Source organism: Sciscionella sediminilitoris, assembly GCF_000737195.2.
Classification (GTDB): domain Bacteria; phylum Actinomycetota; class Actinomycetes; order Mycobacteriales; family Pseudonocardiaceae; genus Sciscionella; species Sciscionella sediminilitoris.
The window spans coordinates 39,342-58,607 of the sequence record NZ_JALM01000022.1 but is presented as its reverse complement, the minus strand read 5'-3'; the positions used below and the strand labels follow the sequence as shown (position 1 = coordinate 58,607).

General features: G+C 69.1%; 16 protein-coding genes. 14 read left to right on the top strand and 2 right to left on the bottom strand.

Annotation, left to right across the window (positions count from 1 at the left end; genetic code table 11):
- Positions 1 to 35 precede the first annotated feature (35 nt).
- The 6 genes from AD72_RS37930 to AD72_RS11955 all read left to right on the top strand — a co-directional run bounded on the left by AD72_RS37930 (position 36) and on the right by AD72_RS11955 (position 7,797).
- Complete coding sequence (locus tag AD72_RS37930; RefSeq protein WP_255357152.1) at positions 36 to 1,469, top strand: glycosyltransferase family 39 protein; 1,434 nt, start codon at positions 36 to 38, stop codon at positions 1,467 to 1,469.
- A 63-nt stretch (positions 1,470 to 1,532) separates the two neighbouring features.
- Complete coding sequence (locus AD72_RS11975; RefSeq protein WP_031466550.1) at positions 1,533 to 2,153, top strand: GTP cyclohydrolase II; 621 nt, start codon at positions 1,533 to 1,535, stop codon at positions 2,151 to 2,153.
- Between the two features lie 104 nt (positions 2,154 to 2,257).
- Entirely contained in the window at positions 2,258 to 2,794 is a 537-nt protein-coding gene (locus AD72_RS11970) for a GNAT family N-acetyltransferase (protein WP_051898527.1), read from the top strand.
- A 138-nt stretch (positions 2,795 to 2,932) separates the two neighbouring features.
- Positions 2,933 to 4,783: a phosphogluconate dehydratase gene (gene edd, locus AD72_RS11965; protein WP_031466548.1), complete on the top strand. Its 1,851-nt coding sequence runs from the start codon at positions 2,933 to 2,935 to the stop codon at positions 4,781 to 4,783.
- The gene (gene otsB / locus AD72_RS11960; RefSeq protein ID WP_051898526.1) at positions 4,780 to 5,535 is read left to right on the top strand and encodes a trehalose-phosphatase; all 756 of its coding nucleotides are present in this window, start codon (positions 4,780 to 4,782) and stop codon (positions 5,533 to 5,535) included. Before edd ends, otsB begins: the two co-directional genes overlap by 4 nt.
- Before the next feature lie 177 nt (positions 5,536 to 5,712).
- Positions 5,713 to 7,797: a CocE/NonD family hydrolase gene (locus tag AD72_RS11955; protein WP_231644797.1), complete on the top strand. Its 2,085-nt coding sequence runs from the start codon at positions 5,713 to 5,715 to the stop codon at positions 7,795 to 7,797.
- Here the strand turns inward: AD72_RS11955 and AD72_RS11950 are convergent.
- Positions 7,733 to 9,346 carry a peptide chain release factor 3 gene (locus tag AD72_RS11950; protein ID WP_031466545.1) on the bottom strand — a complete coding sequence of 538 codons (1,614 nt, stop codon included), beginning with the start codon at positions 9,344 to 9,346 and terminating at the stop codon, positions 7,733 to 7,735. The two genes, AD72_RS11955 and AD72_RS11950, sit on opposite strands and share 65 nt — an antisense overlap.
- A gap of 158 nt (positions 9,347 to 9,504) precedes the next feature.
- On the opposite strand from AD72_RS11950, the gene AD72_RS11945 reads away from it, so the two are divergent.
- The 5 genes from AD72_RS11945 to AD72_RS11925 all read left to right on the top strand — a co-directional run bounded on the left by AD72_RS11945 (position 9,505) and on the right by AD72_RS11925 (position 13,185).
- Entirely contained in the window at positions 9,505 to 10,191 is a 687-nt protein-coding gene (locus AD72_RS11945) for a hypothetical protein (RefSeq protein ID WP_031466544.1), read from the top strand.
- A 64-nt stretch (positions 10,192 to 10,255) separates the two neighbouring features.
- The gene (locus AD72_RS11940; RefSeq protein ID WP_031466543.1) at positions 10,256 to 11,209 is read left to right on the top strand and encodes an esterase/lipase family protein; all 954 of its coding nucleotides are present in this window, start codon (positions 10,256 to 10,258) and stop codon (positions 11,207 to 11,209) included.
- A gap of 45 nt (positions 11,210 to 11,254) precedes the next feature.
- Positions 11,255 to 11,731: a GNAT family N-acetyltransferase gene (locus AD72_RS11935; RefSeq protein ID WP_031466542.1), complete on the top strand. Its 477-nt coding sequence runs from the start codon at positions 11,255 to 11,257 to the stop codon at positions 11,729 to 11,731.
- A gap of 64 nt (positions 11,732 to 11,795) precedes the next feature.
- Positions 11,796 to 12,377 (top strand): type IV toxin-antitoxin system AbiEi family antitoxin domain-containing protein, encoded by a 582-nt coding sequence (locus AD72_RS11930; protein ID WP_031466541.1) that lies wholly within the window; start codon positions 11,796 to 11,798, stop codon positions 12,375 to 12,377.
- A 217-nt stretch (positions 12,378 to 12,594) separates the two neighbouring features.
- On the top strand, positions 12,595 to 13,185 hold the full coding sequence (locus AD72_RS11925; RefSeq protein ID WP_051898523.1) for a nucleotidyl transferase AbiEii/AbiGii toxin family protein: 591 nt from the start codon (positions 12,595 to 12,597) through the stop codon (positions 13,183 to 13,185).
- A gap of 63 nt (positions 13,186 to 13,248) precedes the next feature.
- Here AD72_RS11925 and AD72_RS11920 read toward each other — a convergent pair whose 3' ends face one another.
- Positions 13,249 to 13,881: a DUF4232 domain-containing protein gene (locus AD72_RS11920; RefSeq protein ID WP_031466540.1), complete on the bottom strand. Its 633-nt coding sequence runs from the start codon at positions 13,879 to 13,881 to the stop codon at positions 13,249 to 13,251.
- Positions 13,882 to 14,126: 245 nt separating this feature from the next.
- Here AD72_RS11920 and AD72_RS11915 point away from each other — a divergent pair, with 245 nt between their 5' ends.
- The 3 genes from AD72_RS11915 to AD72_RS11905 are packed head-to-tail and all read left to right on the top strand — an operon-like array spanning position 14,127 to position 19,176.
- Positions 14,127 to 15,500: a hypothetical protein gene (locus AD72_RS11915; protein WP_051898522.1), complete on the top strand. Its 1,374-nt coding sequence runs from the start codon at positions 14,127 to 14,129 to the stop codon at positions 15,498 to 15,500.
- The gene (locus AD72_RS11910) at positions 15,497 to 16,504 is read left to right on the top strand and encodes a glutamate ABC transporter substrate-binding protein (protein ID WP_037345499.1); all 1,008 of its coding nucleotides are present in this window, start codon (positions 15,497 to 15,499) and stop codon (positions 16,502 to 16,504) included. Before AD72_RS11915 ends, AD72_RS11910 begins: the two co-directional genes overlap by 4 nt.
- Positions 16,504 to 19,176, top strand: a complete 2,673-nt coding sequence (locus AD72_RS11905) for a serine/threonine-protein kinase (RefSeq protein ID WP_037345497.1) — start codon at positions 16,504 to 16,506, stop codon at positions 19,174 to 19,176. Before AD72_RS11910 ends, AD72_RS11905 begins: the two co-directional genes overlap by 1 nt.
- Positions 19,177 to 19,266: the final 90 nt, after the last annotated feature.

Here is a 19,266-nt window from a genome sequence, read left to right as displayed (position 1 = left end):
CGACACACGCGGGAGGCGGGGAGATGCTGGGAACGTTGGCACGGCAGGAAACGAGCACTCGGGCGGTGCCCGTTTTCGCCAAACCGCTCGTACGGCTCATCGCGGGCATCGTGGCCGTTGCCCAGTTCGTGGCCAGTTTCGGCAACGAGTACTGGCTCGACGAGGTGGCCATGCTCGGGCTGAGCAGACACCCCTTGCAGTTCGGCTATGCCGACCAGCCGCCGGTCGCGGTGCTGCTCGCGAAGGCCATGGACAGCATCGCGCCCGGTTCGATGCTCGTGCTGCACCTGCCCGCGATCCTGGCCACCGCGGCCACCGTGGTCGTCGCCGCGCTCATCGCCCGCGAACTCGGCGGGGACCGGCGTGCCCAGGTGATCACCGCCTTCACGCAGGCCGGAACCTGGTGGATCGCCATGGCGGGGCACTGGCTTTCCCCGTACGCGCTCGAACCGCTCATCTGGGGGCTGCTGTTCTTCGTGTTGCTGCGCTGGATCCGCACCCGCTCGGACGGGCTGTTGCTCTGGCTCGGCGTGGTGATCGGCATCGGTGCCGAGACGAAGTTCCAGATCTTCCTGCTGTGCGGATTGCTCGTGGTCTCCGTGCTGATCTTCGGCCCGCGCGAACTGCTGCGCACGCCCAAATTCTGGGCAGGGGCGGGAATCGCGGTGCTGATCGCCGCGCCGACCCTGATCTGGCAGGCGCTGCACGGCTGGCCGCAGCTGCGCATGGGATCGATCGTCACCACGGAGAACGCGATCCTCTCCGGTGGCAGGGGCGGAACCGCGCTCGGCATGATCGGGCTGGCCGGGGTGGTCGGGGTCGTGCTGTTCGGGTACGGATTGTGGCGCCTGCTGCGCGATCCGGGGCTGCGGTTCATCGCGGTCACCGTGCTCGGCCTGTGGGTGTTCTTCGTGATCACCTCGGGGCGCCCGTACTACCTCGGTGGCTGCTACGCGGTGGTGTTCGCGGCCGGTGCGCTCGGCCTGCAGCGGCGCCGCGAATCCGGGCACACCGGGATGCGCTGGTTCATCTGGCCCGCCGCGGTACTCAGTGCCGCCTGCATGGCCAGCGCGCTGTACGCCTCGCAGATCTTCGTCAACACCCCGGGAATGCCGACCGGGGAACGGTTCGCCAGCCACACCGCGAACGCGTTGCGCGCCCTGCCCGCCGAACAGCGCGAGCACACCGCGGTGCTCGGGGCCAGCTACATCGTCGCCGGATACCTCGACGCCTACGCGCCCCAGTACGGCCTTCCGGAGATCCACAGCCCCGGCCGCGCCTACGGCTACTTCGCCCCGCCGGAGGAGGACAAGTCGAGCGTGCTCTACGTCGGCGGCGAACCCGGGCCGAAGGCGTTGCGGCCCTACTTCGGCCAGGTGCGCCGGCTGGGCCCGGATCTGTGGCTGTGCACCGAAAAGCGGGACAGCTGGGCCGCGATCTGGCCGAAGATCCGCACCCTGAAGGTGTGACTCGGGGTGAGATCAGGGAGAACCCCGATGGTTTCCCTCCCGTGTGACACCGATAGTCGGTGCATGCGGGAGGAAGCCACGGGGTGGCAGGACAGCGCGGAATCGGCACTGAACACCAGGCGCGGGGCGTTCCGGGCGATCGCGTTCCGGGAGTACGCGGACGGACCGGAGCACCTGGTACTCGTGCACGGCACACCGGGAGACGGGGTGCTGGCCCGGGTGCACTCGGAATGCCTGACCGGTGAGGTGTTCGGTGCCACCCGCTGCGAATGCGGGGACCAGCTCGATGCCGCGCTGGACGCGATCGTCGCCGAGGGCAGCGGGGTGCTGGTCTACCTTCGCGGACAGGAAGGCCGCGGAATCGGGCTCATCGCCAAGATCCGCACGCATATCCTGCAGGACGAACAGGGGCTGGACACCGTGGATTCGGCGACCGCGCTCGGGCTTCCCGTGGATGTGCGCGACTACGGCCCCGCCGGGACCGCGCTGCGCCACCTCGGGATCGGGGCGGTCCGGTTGCTGTCCAACAACCCGGACAAGGGCGCGGCACTGGCCGCCGCGGGGATCACGGTGACCGAACGGGTGCCGTTGCTCATCGCGGCGAACGAGGGGAATCTCGCCTATCTGCGCGCCAAGCGCGACCGGCTCGGCCACGATCTGCCGCAACTCCAGCTGCGTCAGTAGATACCAATCCGGCCGAAAGGTACTTCCGCTACCGGATGCCGTCTCGAGGCTGCCCTTTTCGGCCTTCTTGGTAATTGGTTCGACAGCGGTGCTTGAGTGGGAGCATGCCGTCACCCGAACGCATCGAACTGCCCGGGCGCGTGCTGCTGCGCGCCCGTCCCGCCCACGCCGAAGCGATCGCGGGAGCCGTGGCCGCCAGCCTGGCCGAGCTCACCGACTGGATGCCGTGGGCCGGGCCGGAAGCGGCGAAGCCGGAGAGTCAGCGCACCCGGCTCACCGAGGCGGACTCCACCTGGGACAGCGGAGAGGTGCTGGAGTTCGTCCTGTTCGACGCGGCGGAACGGGCGCTGCTCGGGGTGCTCGGCCTGCACCGGCGGATCGGACCCGGCGCGATCGAGCTCGGCTACTGGTCGCACAGCGCGCACGCGGGCAAGGGGAACATCAGCGCCGCGGCCGGGGTGCTCACCGAGACCGCGCTCGCCATGCCGGACATCGAGCGCGTCGAGATCCACTGCGATGCGGCCAATCACGCGAGCGCGGCCATCGCGGGCAAGCTCGGGTACCGGCAGGTGCGCACCGAGGACCGCGCCCCGCAGGCACGCGCGGAGACCGGCAGGCACCAGATCTGGGTGCGCCCCTGATCGGGTGCCCGAGTACACCGCGGGTACCAGCGATCTTCATCAATCGATAAAGAAGCGACGCTGTCTTCAACCCCGCTGATTAGGTATACTTTTACCCTGAATCGATCTCGTGACCGATCGAGGCAGAGGAGAGCTGACGTGACGGATCAGCCCGCAATACACCCCGTGGTCGCCGAGGTGACCGAACGGATCATCGCCAGGAGTGCGCCGAGCCGCGCTGCCTACCTCGACCGCATGGCCCGTGCGGCGAGTGACCGGCCGAGCAGGGCCAACCTCGGCTGCGGCAATCTCGCGCACGCCTTCGCCGCCTGCGCGGGCTCCGACCGCAGCGCGCTGCGCGGCACCCAGGTGCCCTGTGTCGGCATCGTGTCCGCCTACAACGACATGCTTTCCGCGCACCAGCCCTACGAGGAGTTCCCCGCCTGGATCAAGGACACCGTGCGCGAGCACGGCGGGGTGGCCCGGTTCGCCGGCGGGGTGCCCGCGATGTGCGACGGGATCACCCAGGGCCGTCCCGGTATGGAACTGTCGCTGTTCTCCCGCGAGGTGATCGCGATGGCCACCGGGGTCGCGCTGGCACACGAGGTCTTCGATGCCTCGCTGCTGCTCGGAGTGTGCGACAAGATCGTGCCCGGGCTGCTGATCGGTGCGCTGTCCTTCGGGCACCTGCCCGCGATGCTGGTCCCCGCGGGCCCGATGCCCTCCGGGATCCCGAACGATGAGAAAGCCAGGGTGCGTCAGGCCTTCGCGGAGGGGCGCGCGGATCGCGAGGAACTGCTCGCCGCGGAGTCCGCTTCCTACCACTCGCCTGGCACCTGCACCTTCTTCGGAACCGCGAACTCGAACCAGCTGGTCGTCGAGGTGATGGGGCTGCACCTGCCGGGGTCGAGCTTCATCCCGCCGGGTACTCCGCTGCGCCGCGCGCTCACCGAATTCGCCGCGCGGCGGGTGCTCGAACTGAGTGCGGGACAGCCGGAGTACACCCCGTTGTCCCGGATCATCGATGAGCGCGCCGTGGTCAACGGGCTGCTGGCGCTGCTGGCCACCGGTGGCTCGACCAATCACACGCTGCACCTGGTCGCGATCGCGGCGGCCGCGGGGATCCGGATCACCTGGGACGACTTCGCGGACCTCTCCGCGATCACCCCGCTGCTGGCGAGCATCTACCCGAACGGGATCGCCGACATCAACCACTTCGCCGCCGCGGGCGGGGTGCCCTTCCTGGTCGGGGAACTGCTCGATGCCGGGCTGCTGCACCCGGATGTGCACACGGTCGCCGGGTACGGGCTGCACCGATACCGCGAGGAGCCCTGCCTGAGCGAGGGCGAACTGCGCTGGCGCCCGGTGGCCCGCGAATCCGGGAACCCCGCGGTGCTGCGCCCGGTCGCCGAACCGTTCGCCGCGGAAGGCGGGCTGCGGATGCTGTCCGGAAACCTCGGACGCGCGGTGATCAAGGTGTCCGCGGTCGCCGAACAGCACCGGGTGATCGCCGCGCCCGCGCGGGTGTTCACCACCCAGGAGGCGTTCGCCGAGGCCTACCGGGCGGGCGAACTCGACCGGGATGTGGTCGTGGTGCTGCGCCATCAGGGTCCGCGCGCCAACGGGATGCCCGAACTGCACGGGCTCACCCCGGCGCTCGGTTCGCTGATGGGCAAGGGACACCGGGTCGCCCTGGTCACCGACGGCCGGATGTCCGGGGCCTCGGGCAAGGTTCCCGCGGCGATCCACTGCACCCCCGAAGCCGGTGACGCGGGCCCGATCTCGCTGGTGCGCGACGGCGATCTGGTCCGGCTGAACGCGGAGCTGGGCACCCTGGATGTGGAGGTGGACGCGGAGACGCTCGCCGCGCGCGTGCCGGGGCAGGCGCCCGAGCAGGAGTGGGCGGGATCCGGGCGCGAACTGTTCACCGCGCTGCGCGCCGCCGTCGGCCCGGCCGCCGAAGGGGCCAGCGTGTTCGGCGGAATCACGCACGAGATGATGCTGACATGAGTTCGGCGACAGTCACGCATCTCGGGCTCGACGGGGCCCTGCGGCGGGCCGCGCGGGTGGACCGGTTGCTCGTCGCGACAGCTTTCGACGGAACACTCACGCCGCACAAGGGCGCGGCTCCGGACCGGCGGGCACTCGATGCCCTGTGCGCGCTCGCGGATGTGCGGCACACCGCGGCCGCGGTGGTCTCCGGGCGCGCACTGCGGGATCTGGCGCTCGCCTCCCGGCTGCCGTTCCCGGTCGCGCTGATCGGCAGCCACGGCGCGGAGACCGGGCCGAACCTGGAGCGGGAACTCGATCCGGCGCGCCGCGGTCAGCTCGAACGCCTCGCCGAGGAGGCGCGCTCGCTCGTCGCGGCCACCCCGGGTGCGGAGTTCGAGCGCAAGCCAGCCGGGGTCGTCGTGCACCTGCGCGGGGTGGACGCCGCGGGTTCGCGCTGGGTCCGGGAACGGATGCGCGGCGGCCTCGGGCTGCGCGAGGGAGTGCGGGTCATCGACGGCGCCGAGGTGGTCGAGCTGACCGTGGCCAGCCAGGACAAGGGCGACGCGCTCGCCGGACTGCGCACCGATTTCGGGGCCGAGGCGGTGGTGTACTTCGGCGATGACGAACCCGATGAGGCCGCCTTCGCCCGCTGCGGCGACCGGGATGTGAGCGTCCGGGTCGGCGCGGGGGAGAGCGCGGCCGCCTACCGGGTTCCGGACAGTGCCACGGTCACCGAGGCACTGCACACCCTGCTCGCCGCTCGCGCCTAGCGATCGGTTCACCGAGAGCTCCGCGCTTTCCTGCCGGTTTCTCCTGCTGCGTCGGCACAACACGCTGTTGAAGGGGTCCTCCCCTTTCTGGAGCATCTTCCGACAAGAACGCTTGTCGGAAATGTGCACCCGTGTTTAACTCCCGAGTAGCAACGCCTGTGCGACGAGGAGGTCCCGGTGGGCTCGAGGATGCGGACGATTCTGGCGGCGCCGCTCGTGGCGGTCCTCGTCGCCCCGATGCTGGTCTCCCCGAGTGCCGCGGCGCTGCCACCGGACGGTGGTGCCCAGGGCGCGCGGTGGGCGGCGACGGCCGATGGGCCGCAGAAATATCCGCGCATGCACGAGCAGTCGAACCTCGAGATCCGGATGAGCGATGGGGTGGTGCTCAAGGCCGATGTCTACCGCCCGGCCGACGCGTCCGGGCGCCCGGTGGACACCCGCACCCCGGTCATCCTGAACATGACGCCGTATTCCAAGTTCGTGAATACGCTCGCCGGTGCGATCAACGCGAATCCCGGGCTGGGGAAACTGGCCGACAAGGTCGCCGATGGGCTCGACAAGACCCCGCTCAGTGGGCTCGGTGATCAGCTCCGGATCGTCAGCGGTGGGCTGGCGGGCTCGTTCGGGCCGGATCCGAAACTCATCGGCAGCGGCTACACGCAGGTCGTGGTCGATGTGCGGGGAACCGGTGGCTCCCAAGGAAAATGGAATCTGCTGCAGAAACGCGAACAGCAGGACAGCATCGAGACCATCGACTGGGTCAGCAAACAACCCTGGTCGAACGGCAAGGTCGGGATGACCGGTATCTCGTATTCGGGTATCAACCAGCTCCAGGCCGCGAGCAAACGTCCGGCGGCGCTGAAAGCGATCTTCCCCGTGGTGCCGAGTTCGGATGTGATCCGCGATGTGGTGATTCCCGGCGGCGGCATCGGTGTCGGTTTCCTGCCGTTCTGGCTGGCCGCGGTCAATGCCATCAAATGGGCGCCCAATATCGAGGATATTCTGCACGGGAAATTCGATGTGCGCTGGCTGCTCGACCGCCTCGCCGATCCGGCCAGTTTCCTGGATTCCGTCATCGGCGACATCACCTGGCCGGGCGGCGATCCGAACAATCCGCCGGGATTGCTCAAGGACGTCGTCGATCCGAACAGCCCGCTGCGCAGGGATCTGGCCACTCCGGTGGACAAGATCGATGTTCCGACCATGATCTCCGGTGGCTGGCACGACCTGTTCGTCGACAGCCAAACCCGGACCTACAACAGGATTCCGCTGAAGCCGGGCGTCAAGCAACTCGTCATGGGCGACACCTACCACGTAACCACCAGCGCCGGAGCCGGGAAGAAAGGGGCACCGCCGCGCCTGGATGTGTTGCAGCGCGCCTGGTTCGACCACTGGCTCAAGGGGATCGACAACGGCATCGAGAAATACGGGCCGATCACCCTGCAGGAACAGGGTGGAAAATGGTCGACCACGCCGGCCTTCCCCCGCCAGGGTATGACGTATCGGCGCCTGTACCTCAGCGATCGGGCCAGCGGCACCACCATGGGCAGCGTGCACGACGGCAGCCTTACCGCGAGCAAACCGGCCACGGCGCGCGAACTCACCATCGGGCCGACCCCGCTGACCCTGTGTTCCCGTGACTCGGCACAGGAACTGGCCGGTGTGCTCGGGGTGCTCGACGCGTGTGGCAAGGATTCCCGGATCGCCGAACACGCCGCGCTGACCTTCACCGGTGCCGAGGCCACGGCGCCGACCCGGCTTTCCGGTCCGGTCAACGTGCACCTCAACACCGTGCAGGACACCCGCGACGGCTACTGGACCGCGACCGTCAACGATGTCGCGCCCGATGGCGCCTCCCGGGTACTGACCACCGGCCAGCTCACCGCGTCACTGCGCAAGATCGACGAGGCGAAGAGCCAGAAATCACCGAACGGCGACTACACCGATCCGTACTACACCCTCGATCTGGCCGACCGCCAGCCGACGAAACCGGGTGAACCGACCAGCCTCGACGTCGGGCTGAACGCCACCGATGCCGTGATCCAGCCCGGACACCGGATCCGCATCGACGTCTTCGCGGGGAACTTCCCGAAGGGGCAGATGTTCGGGCCGCTGTTCAACCCCGAATCGAAACCGCAACACCTGCGGCTCGACCCGAACGCACCCAGTTTCGTCAATCTCCCGCTCGACCAGGGAGCTAAGAACCCGCGCCGACCAACGGTTCCACCGCGAGTTCCGGATGCTGGCGGCGCAACACGTTGATCGCGATGTCGTCGTTGAACAGGGCGAGCTCGGTGCCGTCGGTACGGGTGAGCACCTCGCCGCGGCCACTGGAATCGATCAGTGCGCGCTGTTTCGGGTCGGTCAGGCGGCACACCGCGCTGTAGGAGAGCCGGGACAGTTCGATCTCCACGTTGAACTCGGCCGCCATCCGCGCGGAGGCCACCTCGAACTGCATGGGCCCGACCGCGGCGAACACCGGGGCGGCGTCCCCGCGCTTGTCCGAACGGAGCACCTGCACCACGCCCTCGGAGGCGAGCTGCTCGACCCCGGAGCGGAACTGCTTGGCACGGCCCAGATCGCGCACCCTGGCCACCGCGAAGAAACCGGGCGCGAAGCTCGGCAGTCCGGGGAACCGCACGGTGGGTTTTCCCGAGTAGAGCGTGTCCCCGACGCGCAGCGCGCTCGCGTTCACCAGCCCGATCACGTCTCCCGGGTAGGCGATGTCCACGGTTTCCCTGCGCTGGCCGAACATCTGCTGCGCGTACTTGGTGGCGAACGGGCGTCCGGTGGTGGCATTCGTGACCACCATGCCGCGCTCGAAGCGTCCCGAACACACCCGGGCGAAGGCCATCTGGTCGCGGTGCGCGCGGTCCATCCCGGTCTGCACCTTGAACACGAACGCGGAGAACGGCGCGTCGAGCTCGCGGGCCTTCTCCTTCTCGTCCACCCGCTCCACCGGTTCCGGGGCGAGTTCCACGAGCAGGTCCAGCAGGTGGCGGACGCCGAAGTTGGCGAGCGCGGCACCGAAGAGCACCGGGGTCGCCGAACCGTCCAGGAAGCGCTCGATCTCGAACTGCCCGCCCGATTCGAGCAGCAGCTCGGCCTCTTCGACCGCGCGGGTCCACTCCTCGCCCTCCTCGGCGAGGGCGGTGTCCGCGTCCAGCCGTTCCTCGCTCGCCGCCTCACTGGCCGCGCGGGCGCGCTGGAACCGCACCATCTCGTCGGTGCGCAGATCGCGCACCCCCTTGAACTGGCCGGCGACCCCGACCGGCCAGGTCAGCGGCATCGGCTGCAGATCGATCCGTTCGCTGAGCTCATCGCAGAGTGCCAGAGCCTCCTGGCCCGGCTGGTCCCACTTGTTGATGAAGGTGATCACCGGAATACCCCGGTAGCGGCACACGTCGAAGAGCTTCAGCGTCTGCGGTTCCAGGCCCTTGGCCGAGTCCAGCAGCATCACCGCCGAGTCCACCGCGGCCAGTACCCGGTAGGTGTCCTCGGAGAAGTCCGCGTGGCCGGGGGTGTCCAGCAGGTTGATCACCTTCTCGGCGTAGGAGAACTGCAGCACCGCCGAGGTGATCGAGATCCCCCTGGTGCGCTCCATCTCCAGCCAGTCCGAGACCACCCCGCCCCGGTTGCCCTTGCCGTGCACCGCGCCCGCCTCGGAGATCATCCGCGCGTGCAGCGCCAGTGCCTCGGTGAGTGTGGACTTACCCGCGTCCGGATGGCTGATCACGGCGAACGTCCTGCGCCGGTGCGCCTCGTCGCGTACCTCGACCTTGGATACGGCAACGTCCTGACTCGCCGACAAACCGACACATCCCTTCGCGAAAAGACCGAACCCCCGTGACGAATCTACCGGCTCGTCCGACTTGATCCGCGTCACACCAGGACGGACCGTACGGCGTGGCGACTAGCCCGTTGGCTAGGGTCGGGTCGAGGAAACGAGTACGAGGACAGGAGCTGGAGTTGACGATCAGCGAATCCCCGGTCATGGCAAGCGCTTCCGCCGACCGGTTCGTCGAGGACTTCGTCGGCGCCGTCGCCGGGTTGTTCACCGGTGCGCGGTCGAGCGCCATCGCGCCGTTCGATCCCAGCTCCCGGATCGCGATCGTGCGCGGCTTCGACAAGGGCAGCCGCGCGGTGCGTGCCGCGCTGACCGAGCTCGCCCGCGCCGAAGCCGGTGGCCTCGTCGACATCGCGCCGCTTCCGCCGTTCGGTCAGATCCCGGCCGCGGAGAACGTCGGCCTTGTCGTGGTCACCAGGGACTCGCTGCTCGCCGGTGCCGAGCGCTGCGCGGCGCACTGGGGCGCGCGGGTGATCGCCCCGACCGTGCTCATGGGCGGCGGTGAGCTCGCCGAGGAGCAGTGCTCCGCGCTGCGGGTGCGCCGCGAGGACAGCACCGACACCGTCACCCGGCGGCTGTACCTGGACGGCGAGCTGCGCCTGGACGGCCAGGAGGAAACGCTCAGCCACGTCACCGCGACCCCCTCGGCCGAGGGCCTGGTGTTCGAAGGGGAGCAGCGCACCGAGCCGATCGCGCTCGAGGCGCGCACCTCGACCATGGGCAGCCTCGACGGCGAACCGCAGATGTTCGCCAAGGGCCGTTACGAGCTCAGCGCAGCCGGTTCCTTCCGCCGGATCGTGGCCGCCTAGCAGCTCCGCGTAACCACAGAGCCGACCTACTCGTTGGTTAACCACCTGACGAGGAGGTCGGCTCATGCGTATGCGTGGATGGGTGGTGCGCGCCGGGGTGGTCGCCGCGGCGCTCGGACTGGCACTCGGCACCGGGGCGGTGGCGAACGCGGCGGAACGTGAACCGACCGGTCCACCACAGCCGAACATCCTCGCGGCCGGTGCCTATGCGCTGCCCAATCCGCGGATCATGCCGCCGGGCACCAATGACTGGAACTGCAAGCCGAGCCAGGCGCATCCGAACCCGGTGCTGCTGTCGAACGGCACCATCGCGAACTCCTACGACGACTGGGCCGGTCTCTCCCAGCGGCTCAAGGATGCTGGGTACTGCGTGTTCAGCACGAACATCGGCGGCTCGCCGGGCGCGTTCATCCAGACCGTGGGCCCGGTCGCGGGGAATGCGGGCCAGCTCGCCGAATTCGGGGACAAGGTGCTGCGCGCGACGGGTGCGAAGAAACTCGACATCGTCGGGCACTCCCAGGGCGGGATGAGTCCGCGGTACTGGATCAAGAACCTCGGCGGGGCGGACAAGATCGGCAAGCTCATCGGGCTCTCTCCGTCGAACCACGGGACCACCTTCTATGGCCTGCTCAGCCTGGTCCAGAAGTTCCCGCTGGCCAGGGATCTGATCGGGCTGCCATCGCCGGCGATCAACGATCAGGAGACGCATTCGCGGTTCCTCGCGGATCTGAACAAGGGCGGGGAGACCGTTCCCGGTGTCGACTACACGGTGCTCCAGACCAAGTACGACGATGTGGTCACCCCGCCGCGGAGCGCGTTCCTCGCTCCCGCCCCCAACGTGCACAACGTATGGCTCCAGGACGTGTGCGCGAAGGACTTCACCGATCACATCGGGATCACCTACGACCCGATCGCGCAGCAGCTCGTGCTCAACGCGCTCGATCCCGCGCACGCGCGCACTCCGGACTGCCGGTTCGTGCCGCCGGTGATCTCCTCGCCGGGCAAACAGTCCGGCTAGATAATCCGGTGGCGGGCTGGTCCGCGGAGCTGACACGGTTCCCGGATGACGGTGTTTGGTACGGACGGGGTGAACTTCCGCGGGGCCCGCGCGGACGAAGCGGAACAGCTCGGTGCGCTCGCGCTGCGGTCGAAAGCGCACTGGGGATACAGCCAGGAACAACTCGACGCGTTCGCCGTCGAGTTCAGCTTCGCCCCCGAGGAACTCGGACCGCGGCGGATGACCGTCGCCGAGACGGGCGGCGAGATCCTCGGCTTCTACAACATCGAGGGCACCCCGCCCGAAGGGGAACTCGGCAACCTGTGGCTGGAACCGGCGCGGATCGGTGCCGGGCTCGGCCGGATGCTGTGGGAACACGCCGTCCGTGCGGCACGGGAGCACGGTTTCCAGAGCCTGGTGGTGACCGCCGATCCGAACGCCGAGGGCTTCTACCGGGCGATGGGCGCCGAACCCGCGGGCAGCGCCCCATCGGGTTCGATCCCGGGCCGGATGCTGCCGGTGTTCCGGATCAGGCTGTCCTGAAGGAGCTGGGGAGAAATGTGGCCACTAGGGCGGTCACTGGCTACACTTCTCCCCAGGAGGAGACATGTCCGAGTTGCCGAGAACATTGCCCGTGAGCTTCACGTATGTGCAGGCCCGTGCTGCTGGCCTGGCGAAGAATCAGGTCTACCGGCTCCGCGACCAGGGAGTGGTGGAGCAGATCGGACGTGCGGTGTTTCGCCGGATCGAGGACACCGCCGACGATCCCGATCTGACCGAACTCGCTCACCGGGCGCCGGGAAGTGCCCTGTGCCTGGCGACCGCTCTCGCGTGGCATGGTCTGCTCGACTTCATTCCACCCAAGATCGACATCGCCCTTCCCCGGAGCCGCCGTCCGCCGGCGGTGCAGGCCCGGGTGCACTGGCACCGGTTCGATACGGAACGGTTCCAGGTCGGGCGGGAGACGATCGCCATCGCCGATACCGAGATCGGTCTCTACAACGCCGAGCGCTCGCTGATCGACATGTTCCGGCTGCGGCATACCGAGGGGGAAGACCTCGCGTTCGAAGCCCTCCGGCGCTGGTTACGTGATCGTGGTACACAGCCCTCGACGTTGCTGCGGTTGGCGAGCACGTGGTGGCCGAGAACCGTTCCCGCACTGGAGCGCACGATCGAGATCATGCGATGAGCCCGAAACCGGGCTATGCCTCCCGTTCCGGGCGCGCGTACCTGGAACTGCAGCGGCAAGCGCGCCACCGGCCGTACCACCGATGAATTGCTCTATCTGTACGCCCTCGAAGGATTCCTGGCTCGGTTGGCGGGTTCGCGTCATCGTGGACAGTTGGTGCTCGAGGGCGGCATGCTGCTCGCTGCCTTCGACGCGCGCAGGCCGACCCGGGACCTGTGTGGCGAGGCAGATCCGGGACGAAGAGGATTACACCGGCGTGCGGGTCACCGTGCGGGGCAGACTCGATCGGGCCCGTCTGGTCTTTCACATCGATCTCAACGTGGGTGATCCAGTGCGGCCACCCGCACGGGAGATCGCGGTTCCCCGGCTGCTGGGTGGTGCGCCTATCAGTGTGATCGGATATCCGCTCTCGATGGTGCTCGCCGAGAAACTGGTCACGGCGGTGCAACGGTCCACCACGAACACGCGGTGGCGCGACTATGCCGATATGTATCAACTGACTCGCCGCCACGACATCGCGGAGAGCGAGCTGCGGCTTGCCGTCGGTGCGGTAGCCGAGCACCGTGGTGCACGGCTGTTCCCGCTGGCCGAGCTGCTCGACGGTTACGCGTCGCGGGCCCAGGCCAGATGGCAGCGATGGCGAATCGCTCAGGAAGCCCAGCACCTTCCGGAACGGTTCGACCGGGTTCTGGAGCAGGTGATCGCGTTCGCCGACCCGCTGCTGCGCGGCGATCTGCCGAAGCCGGAGAACTGGACCTGGCGTGCCGAGCGGCAGCTCTGGGCAGCAGCAGACCGACGGTTGTCCTGAAGGAGGGACCGGCGGGGTGACCACGAAAGCGAGGGCAGGAACGTGGTCACCCCACCGGGGTTTCTAGCGCTGCACCGTGGCGACGGTGAGCTGCGGATCAGGGGTGTCACCCGCGCAGCCGGTGCCCTCGGTGGGCACGAACATGGCCGCGGTGTCGTGCGGCGGGTAGACGCGCAGCCCGCGCACCGGCGTGGGCTTGCATGAGCTCGCGTCGAAGTTGCGCACCTGGACGAAGCCGATGTTGGCCGAGGCCGAGGCACCTGGCTGCAGGGTGACCGGCCCGCCCTTACCGCCGACCCGTTTGGCGTCCTGGCCGATCTGGGCCCCGTTGTCCCCGCCGACGTAGGAGATGCCCGGATAGCCCTGGATGGTGCACGGCTTGCTGCTCTTGTTGGTGAAGGTCAGCGGGCGGTAGGCGGTACCGGCCGCGGCGTCCCCGGTGCCGAGCGCGAGCTTCAGGTCGGGGGCCTTGCAGGTGCTCGGGGAGCCGGGGTTCTGCGCGGAATCTCCGGAGCTGCTCGGCGAGGTACTGGGCGTGGGCGACTCGGCGGACATGCTCGGTGGTGCCGGCGCGGACGACGGCGCCTGGGACGACGATGACGGGGACGACGCGGTGTTGTTCTCGAGCTGGCCGCAGCCGACGAGCCCGAGCAGGGCGGCCGCGGCGCCACCAGCGAGCAGTACGCGGTACCGCATGGTGACCTCCTCCTGTTTGTCTTACTCACCCCAAAGGACGCCTGGCCCCGTGGTGAGGTTGCCTCGATTTGGATACAGTGCGTGCTCAATCCGATACCTCGATGTCGCGAAGGCGCACGTCCGCACCACGCGAGTCGAAGCATCGACTAGTTTGTCCAGAGCCAGGTTTGTCGAAGAACGGGACCATACGCGTAGGGGTGGGGTTGAAGCGTGGCCAGCACAGCGAGCAGGCAATGGTGACAGGGATGTCCCAGCCCGGATCCTCGGCGGAGGCGCAGCCGGAGGAGGAACCGACCGCCGGGGAGCGCGCGAAGCTGATCAGCCTCCCCGCCGAGCTCGTGCGCGCGGTGCGGGCCTGGGCGGCGACCAGTCCCGGCAAGCTCGGCACGATGCTGATCGGGCTCGTCGTGGGTTCGCTGGTGGTCGGCGTGGTCGGCAGCCTGATGGTGTTCGGCAAACAGTCCTCGCTGGAGGACCTGGTCAAGCACCGGGAGCCGATGAGCGAGGCGAGCCAGGTGATCTACCACTCGCTGACCGAGTCCGAGGCGAGCGCGGCGGCGGCCTTCCTCTCCGGTGACGCGGACGCCGGGAAGATGCACGACGACTACGAGCACGCGCTCGAGGTCGCCGGTGGGGCGCTCGCGATCGCTGCCGGGGACGCCACCAAGACCCCGGGCATGGACGATCCCGCGCGCAAGCTGGCCAGCCTGCTGCCGCGGTACGCGGGCCAGCTCGCCACGGCCTATGCGAACAACCGCCAGGGTCTCCCGGTCGGCGCCTCCTATCTGGTGCAGGCCAGCAATCTGCTGCACGAGTCGATGATCGAACCGGCGCAGATCCTCTACGGCCAGCAGATGACCCAGCTCAGCGGCGAGGAGGACGACGCGGGCGCGGTGCCCTGGGTGGTCGCGGCGCTCACCGTGCTGCTGCTGATCGCGCTGATCCTGGTGCAGCGGCACCTGCGCAGCCGGACCAACCGGACCTTCAACGTGGGTCTGGTCGTCTCCACCGTCGCGGTGCTCGCGATGCTGCTGTGGTCGGCGGCCGCGCTGACCATTTCCGGGCTGCACGTGGCCACGGGCAAGGAGCAGGGGTCCGGGCAGATGCTGGACCTGTCCCGGGTGCGGCTGCTCGCCGTGCAGGCCCGCGGCAGCGAGAACCTGGCCCTGGTCGCGAAGGACGCGGACAAGTACGAGAAGGAGTTCAACGACCTGATCGCCAAGCTGCAGACCGAGGGCGGCAACGGCGGGCTGATCGGCGCGGCGGAACGCAAGGCGGCGGGTACCCCCATCGAACGGGATGTGCGCACCGCGGGGGAATCCCTGAACAGCTGGCTGAAGGCACACAAGTCGTTGCGGGACAAGGATTCCTCCGGTCAGGGTAAGCAGGCCATCCAGCAGGCGGTCGGCACCGCCGCGGACAGCGCGGCCACCCAGTTCGGCAAGGTGGACGCCGCGCTCGACTCGGCGATCAAGAAGGCCCGCCAGGAGTTCGTCAGCAGCACCAACTCCGCGCACAACTCGCTGCTGCTGCTCGACATCGGGGTGATCGTGCTCTGCGTGGTCGCCGCGGCCGGTGCGGCGGGCGGGCTGTGGCAACGCATCCGGGAATACCGGTGAGGGCGCGGCCGTTCGCGGGAGCGTTTGCGTGCGGGCTGCTGCTCACCGTCACCGGATGCGCCGGGATGGACCGGCCGGTGGACATCAGCGCGGTGCCACCGGCCAAGGATCCGCTCGGCCAGCTGGTCGGTGCGAAGGCGGTGCCCGCGGACAGTGGCACCGATACCAGCTGCGGGGATCCCACGGTGAGCCAGCGGCCGCCGGACAAGCTGCCCGAGCCGGGCAAGATGCCGCGCGGTTCCACCATGGCCAGGATCGCCCAGCGGGGTTATCTGACCGCGGGCGTGGACCAGACCACCTATCTTTTCGGGTACCGCAATCCCCGCTCCGGGGTGATCGAGGGCTTCGACATCGATGTCGTGCACGCGATCGCCAAGGCCCTGTTCGGGGACCGCGACCGGGTGCGGTTCGTGGTGATCAACTCCGACCAGCGGGTGCCCGCGCTGCGCAGTGGCAAAGTGGATGTCGTGGTGCGCACCATGACGACCAACTGCGCGCGCAAGAAGCAGATCGGGCTCTCCTCGGTGTACTACACGGCCGCGCAGCGCCTGCTCGTGGACAAGGCGAGCGGGGCGAAATCGCTCGCCGACCTCGGCGGGCGCAAGGTGTGCGCGGCCAAGGGATCCACCTCGCTGCGCACCATCGCGAACACGCCGGGCAAACCGGTTCCGGTCGCGGTGAACGACTGGGCGGACTGCCTGGTGCTGCTGCAGCAGGGCGATGTCGCGGGCATCTCCACCGATGACTCCATCCTCGCCGGGATGGCCGCGCAGGACCCGAAGACCGCGATCGTCGGCCCGAAACAGGAGTCGGAGCCCTACGCTGTCGGTGTCGGCAAGCAGAATGGGGACCTGGTCCGGTTCGTCAACGGCGTGCTCGACCAGTTCCGGGAGCAGACCTGGCCGGGAAGTTACGCCCGCTGGATCGGCGACCGGCTCGGCCCGCAACCCGAACCACCGGCACCGCACTACCCGGGTGCCGGGAAACCGCCGAAGGAGACCTGATGGCCCGCTGTGTCCGTGCCGAATGCTTCGGCGAGATCGTCGGCGGGGTGTGCAATTCCTGCGGCACCCCGGAAACCGGTCCGCAGCAGGGGACCGGCAGCCCGGCGATCGCCGAGCCGACCCCGACCTCGATGGTGCGCCCGACCTCGGTCGTGCGCCCGCAGCAGCCCCGCCAGGCGCCGCTGTCCCCGGAATCGACCGCGTTCGCGCCGCCGGTGCGCTCCGATGTGCCCCAGCAGGAGGCTCCGGCGCCGCAGCAGCCCGCGGCTCCGCAGCAGCCACCGGCACCGCAGCAAGCCCCGGTCCCGCCGCCCTGGCAGCAGCCGCAGCCCCCGGACGCGACCACGGTGATCCGCCCGGACCAGGGCCGCGGCAAACACGAACGGGGCAGTGAGTCCCAGAGCCGTGAGTCCCAGGGCCGTGGTTCGCAGAGCCGCGAGTCCCAGAGCAGGGAGTCGCAGAGCCGTGGTTCGCAGGGGCCGCAGTCGCGCGGATCCCAGTCGCGGCGCGGCAGCGAATCGCAGTCCGAGTCCTCCTCGCGCGGTTCCACCGGCAGCCGGGCCAGGGGACGGCGTGGCAGCGGAACCCGCACCTCGAAGCGGATGCGGATCGGGGCCGGGCTGGTCGAGGTCGCGCGGCTGCCCTACCGGGATCCGTCCTCGGCGATCATGTCCAACCCGGTGGTCGCCGAACGCAAGCGCTACTGCGGCAACTGCGGAAAGCCGGTCGCCCGTTCCGAAGGGGAGACCAGGGCCAGTGCCCGCGGCACCTGCCCGAACTGCGGGACCGCCTACTCCTTCCTGCCCAAGCTGCGCCCGAGCGAGGTGGTCGGCGGGCAGTACGAGGTGCTCGGCTGCCTCGCCTACGGCGGTCTCGGCTGGATCTACCTGGCCAAGGACCGCAACGTCTCCGAGCGCTGGGTGGTGCTCAAGGGACTGATCGACACCGGCGACCCCTCCGCGCTCGCCGCGGCCGTCGCCGAGCAGCAGTTCCTCGCCGAGGTCGAGCACCCGAACATCGTCAAGATCTACAACTTCGTGCGCCACCCCGATCCGGACACCGGGCGCGAGGTCGGCTACATCGTCATGGAGTACGTCGGCGGTCAGTCGCTGCGCGAGCTCGCCCTCGCGCACACCGACGAGAGCGGCAAGACCGTTCCGCTGCCGCCCGCGCAGGCGATCGCCTACGCGCTCGAGGTCCTTCCGGCGCTCGGTTATCTGCACAACGTGGGGCTGCTCTACAGCGACCTCAAGCCGGACAACGTGCTGCAGACCCACGACCAGCTCAAGCTGATCGATCTCGGTGCCGTGCGCCGCATCGACGACATGACCAGCCCGATCTTCTTCACCACCGGGTACGCCGCACCGGAGCTCGCCTCGGACGGGCCCTCCGTGCAGTCCGATATCTACACGGTCGGCCGGATGCTCGCGGTGCTGTCCTTCGACTTCTCCGGCTACACCAAGCGGTACCAGTACAGCCTTCCCTCGCCGAAGGAAGTGCCGCTGTTCTCCCTGTTCGAGTCCTACTACCGGCTGCTGCGCCGGTCGACCCACCAGCACGCGAACAACCGGTTCGCCTCCGCCGAGGAGATGTCCGACCAGCTCGTCGGTGTGCTGCGCGAGGTGCTGGCGCTGTCCTCGGGACAGGAACGGCCCGGCCGGTCCACCCAGTTCGGCCCCGAACTGCGCACCTTCGGTTCCGAGGAGATGCTGCACGGCTGGGACGGGGAACGCCCCGCGCCGCCGGAGTGGTCCGATGTGATCGCCGCGCTCCCGGTCCCGCAGTCGGACACCTCCGATCCCGCGGCGGGCCTGGTGTCCTCGGCCGCGGGCAGCGAACCGCGCGAACTGCTCGACGTGCTGCGCGGTGCCCCGGAGGACTCCGTCGAGGCCCCGCTGTGGCGCGCGCGGGCCCGCATCGAACTCGGCGAGCTCTACTCGGCGGCCCAGGAACTCGCCGCTGCCGAGGCGAACAACGTGGACGAGGACGGCAACCAGCTGCCCCCGGACTGGCGGATCAACTGGAACCGCGGACTGCTCGCCCTGGCCAGCAGGCGGCCGAGGGACGCGCGGCAGTTCTTCGACCAGGTCTACGACCTCGTTCCCGGTGAACTCGCGCCCAAGCTGGCGCTCGCGGTGAGCGTGGAGTACTGCGGGGACTTCTTCGCCGCGGCACGGTTGTACGAGCTCGTCTGGCGCACCGATCGCAACTACGTCTCCGCTGCCTTCGGGCTCGCCCGGGTCTACCTCGCCCAGGGCGACCGGTCCGGGGCGCTGGACGTGCTCGAATCCGTGCCCGACCGGTCCAGCCACTACGTCATCGCGCAGCTGGTCGCGATCACCACCCGGACCAAGGCGTCCTCGGCCGACCGGTTGCGTGAGGCCGATCTGGTGGCCGCGGGGCAGCGCCTCGAACGGCTGCGCATCGACGCCGAACGCAGGCACCGGATCAGCGCGGATGTGCTCACCGCGGCGCGGGACTGGGTCGCCGCGGGCAAACCCAATGCGGGCAACGGCGCGGCGACCGTGCTCGGCTGCGCGCTCGATGACCGGGATCTGCGGTTCGGGCTGGAGCGGCACTACCGCTCGCTGGCCCGGCTGGCCGGTACCGCCGAGGAACGCATCGCCCTGGTGGACAAGGCGAACGCGGTCCGCCCGCGCACCAGGACCTAGCCGCGGCTGTTCTGCCCCACGACCGTTCCGTCTCACGACCGTTCCGTCTCCCGGAACCGGAGCTTGGATTCGGTGCCGCAGGACGGACAG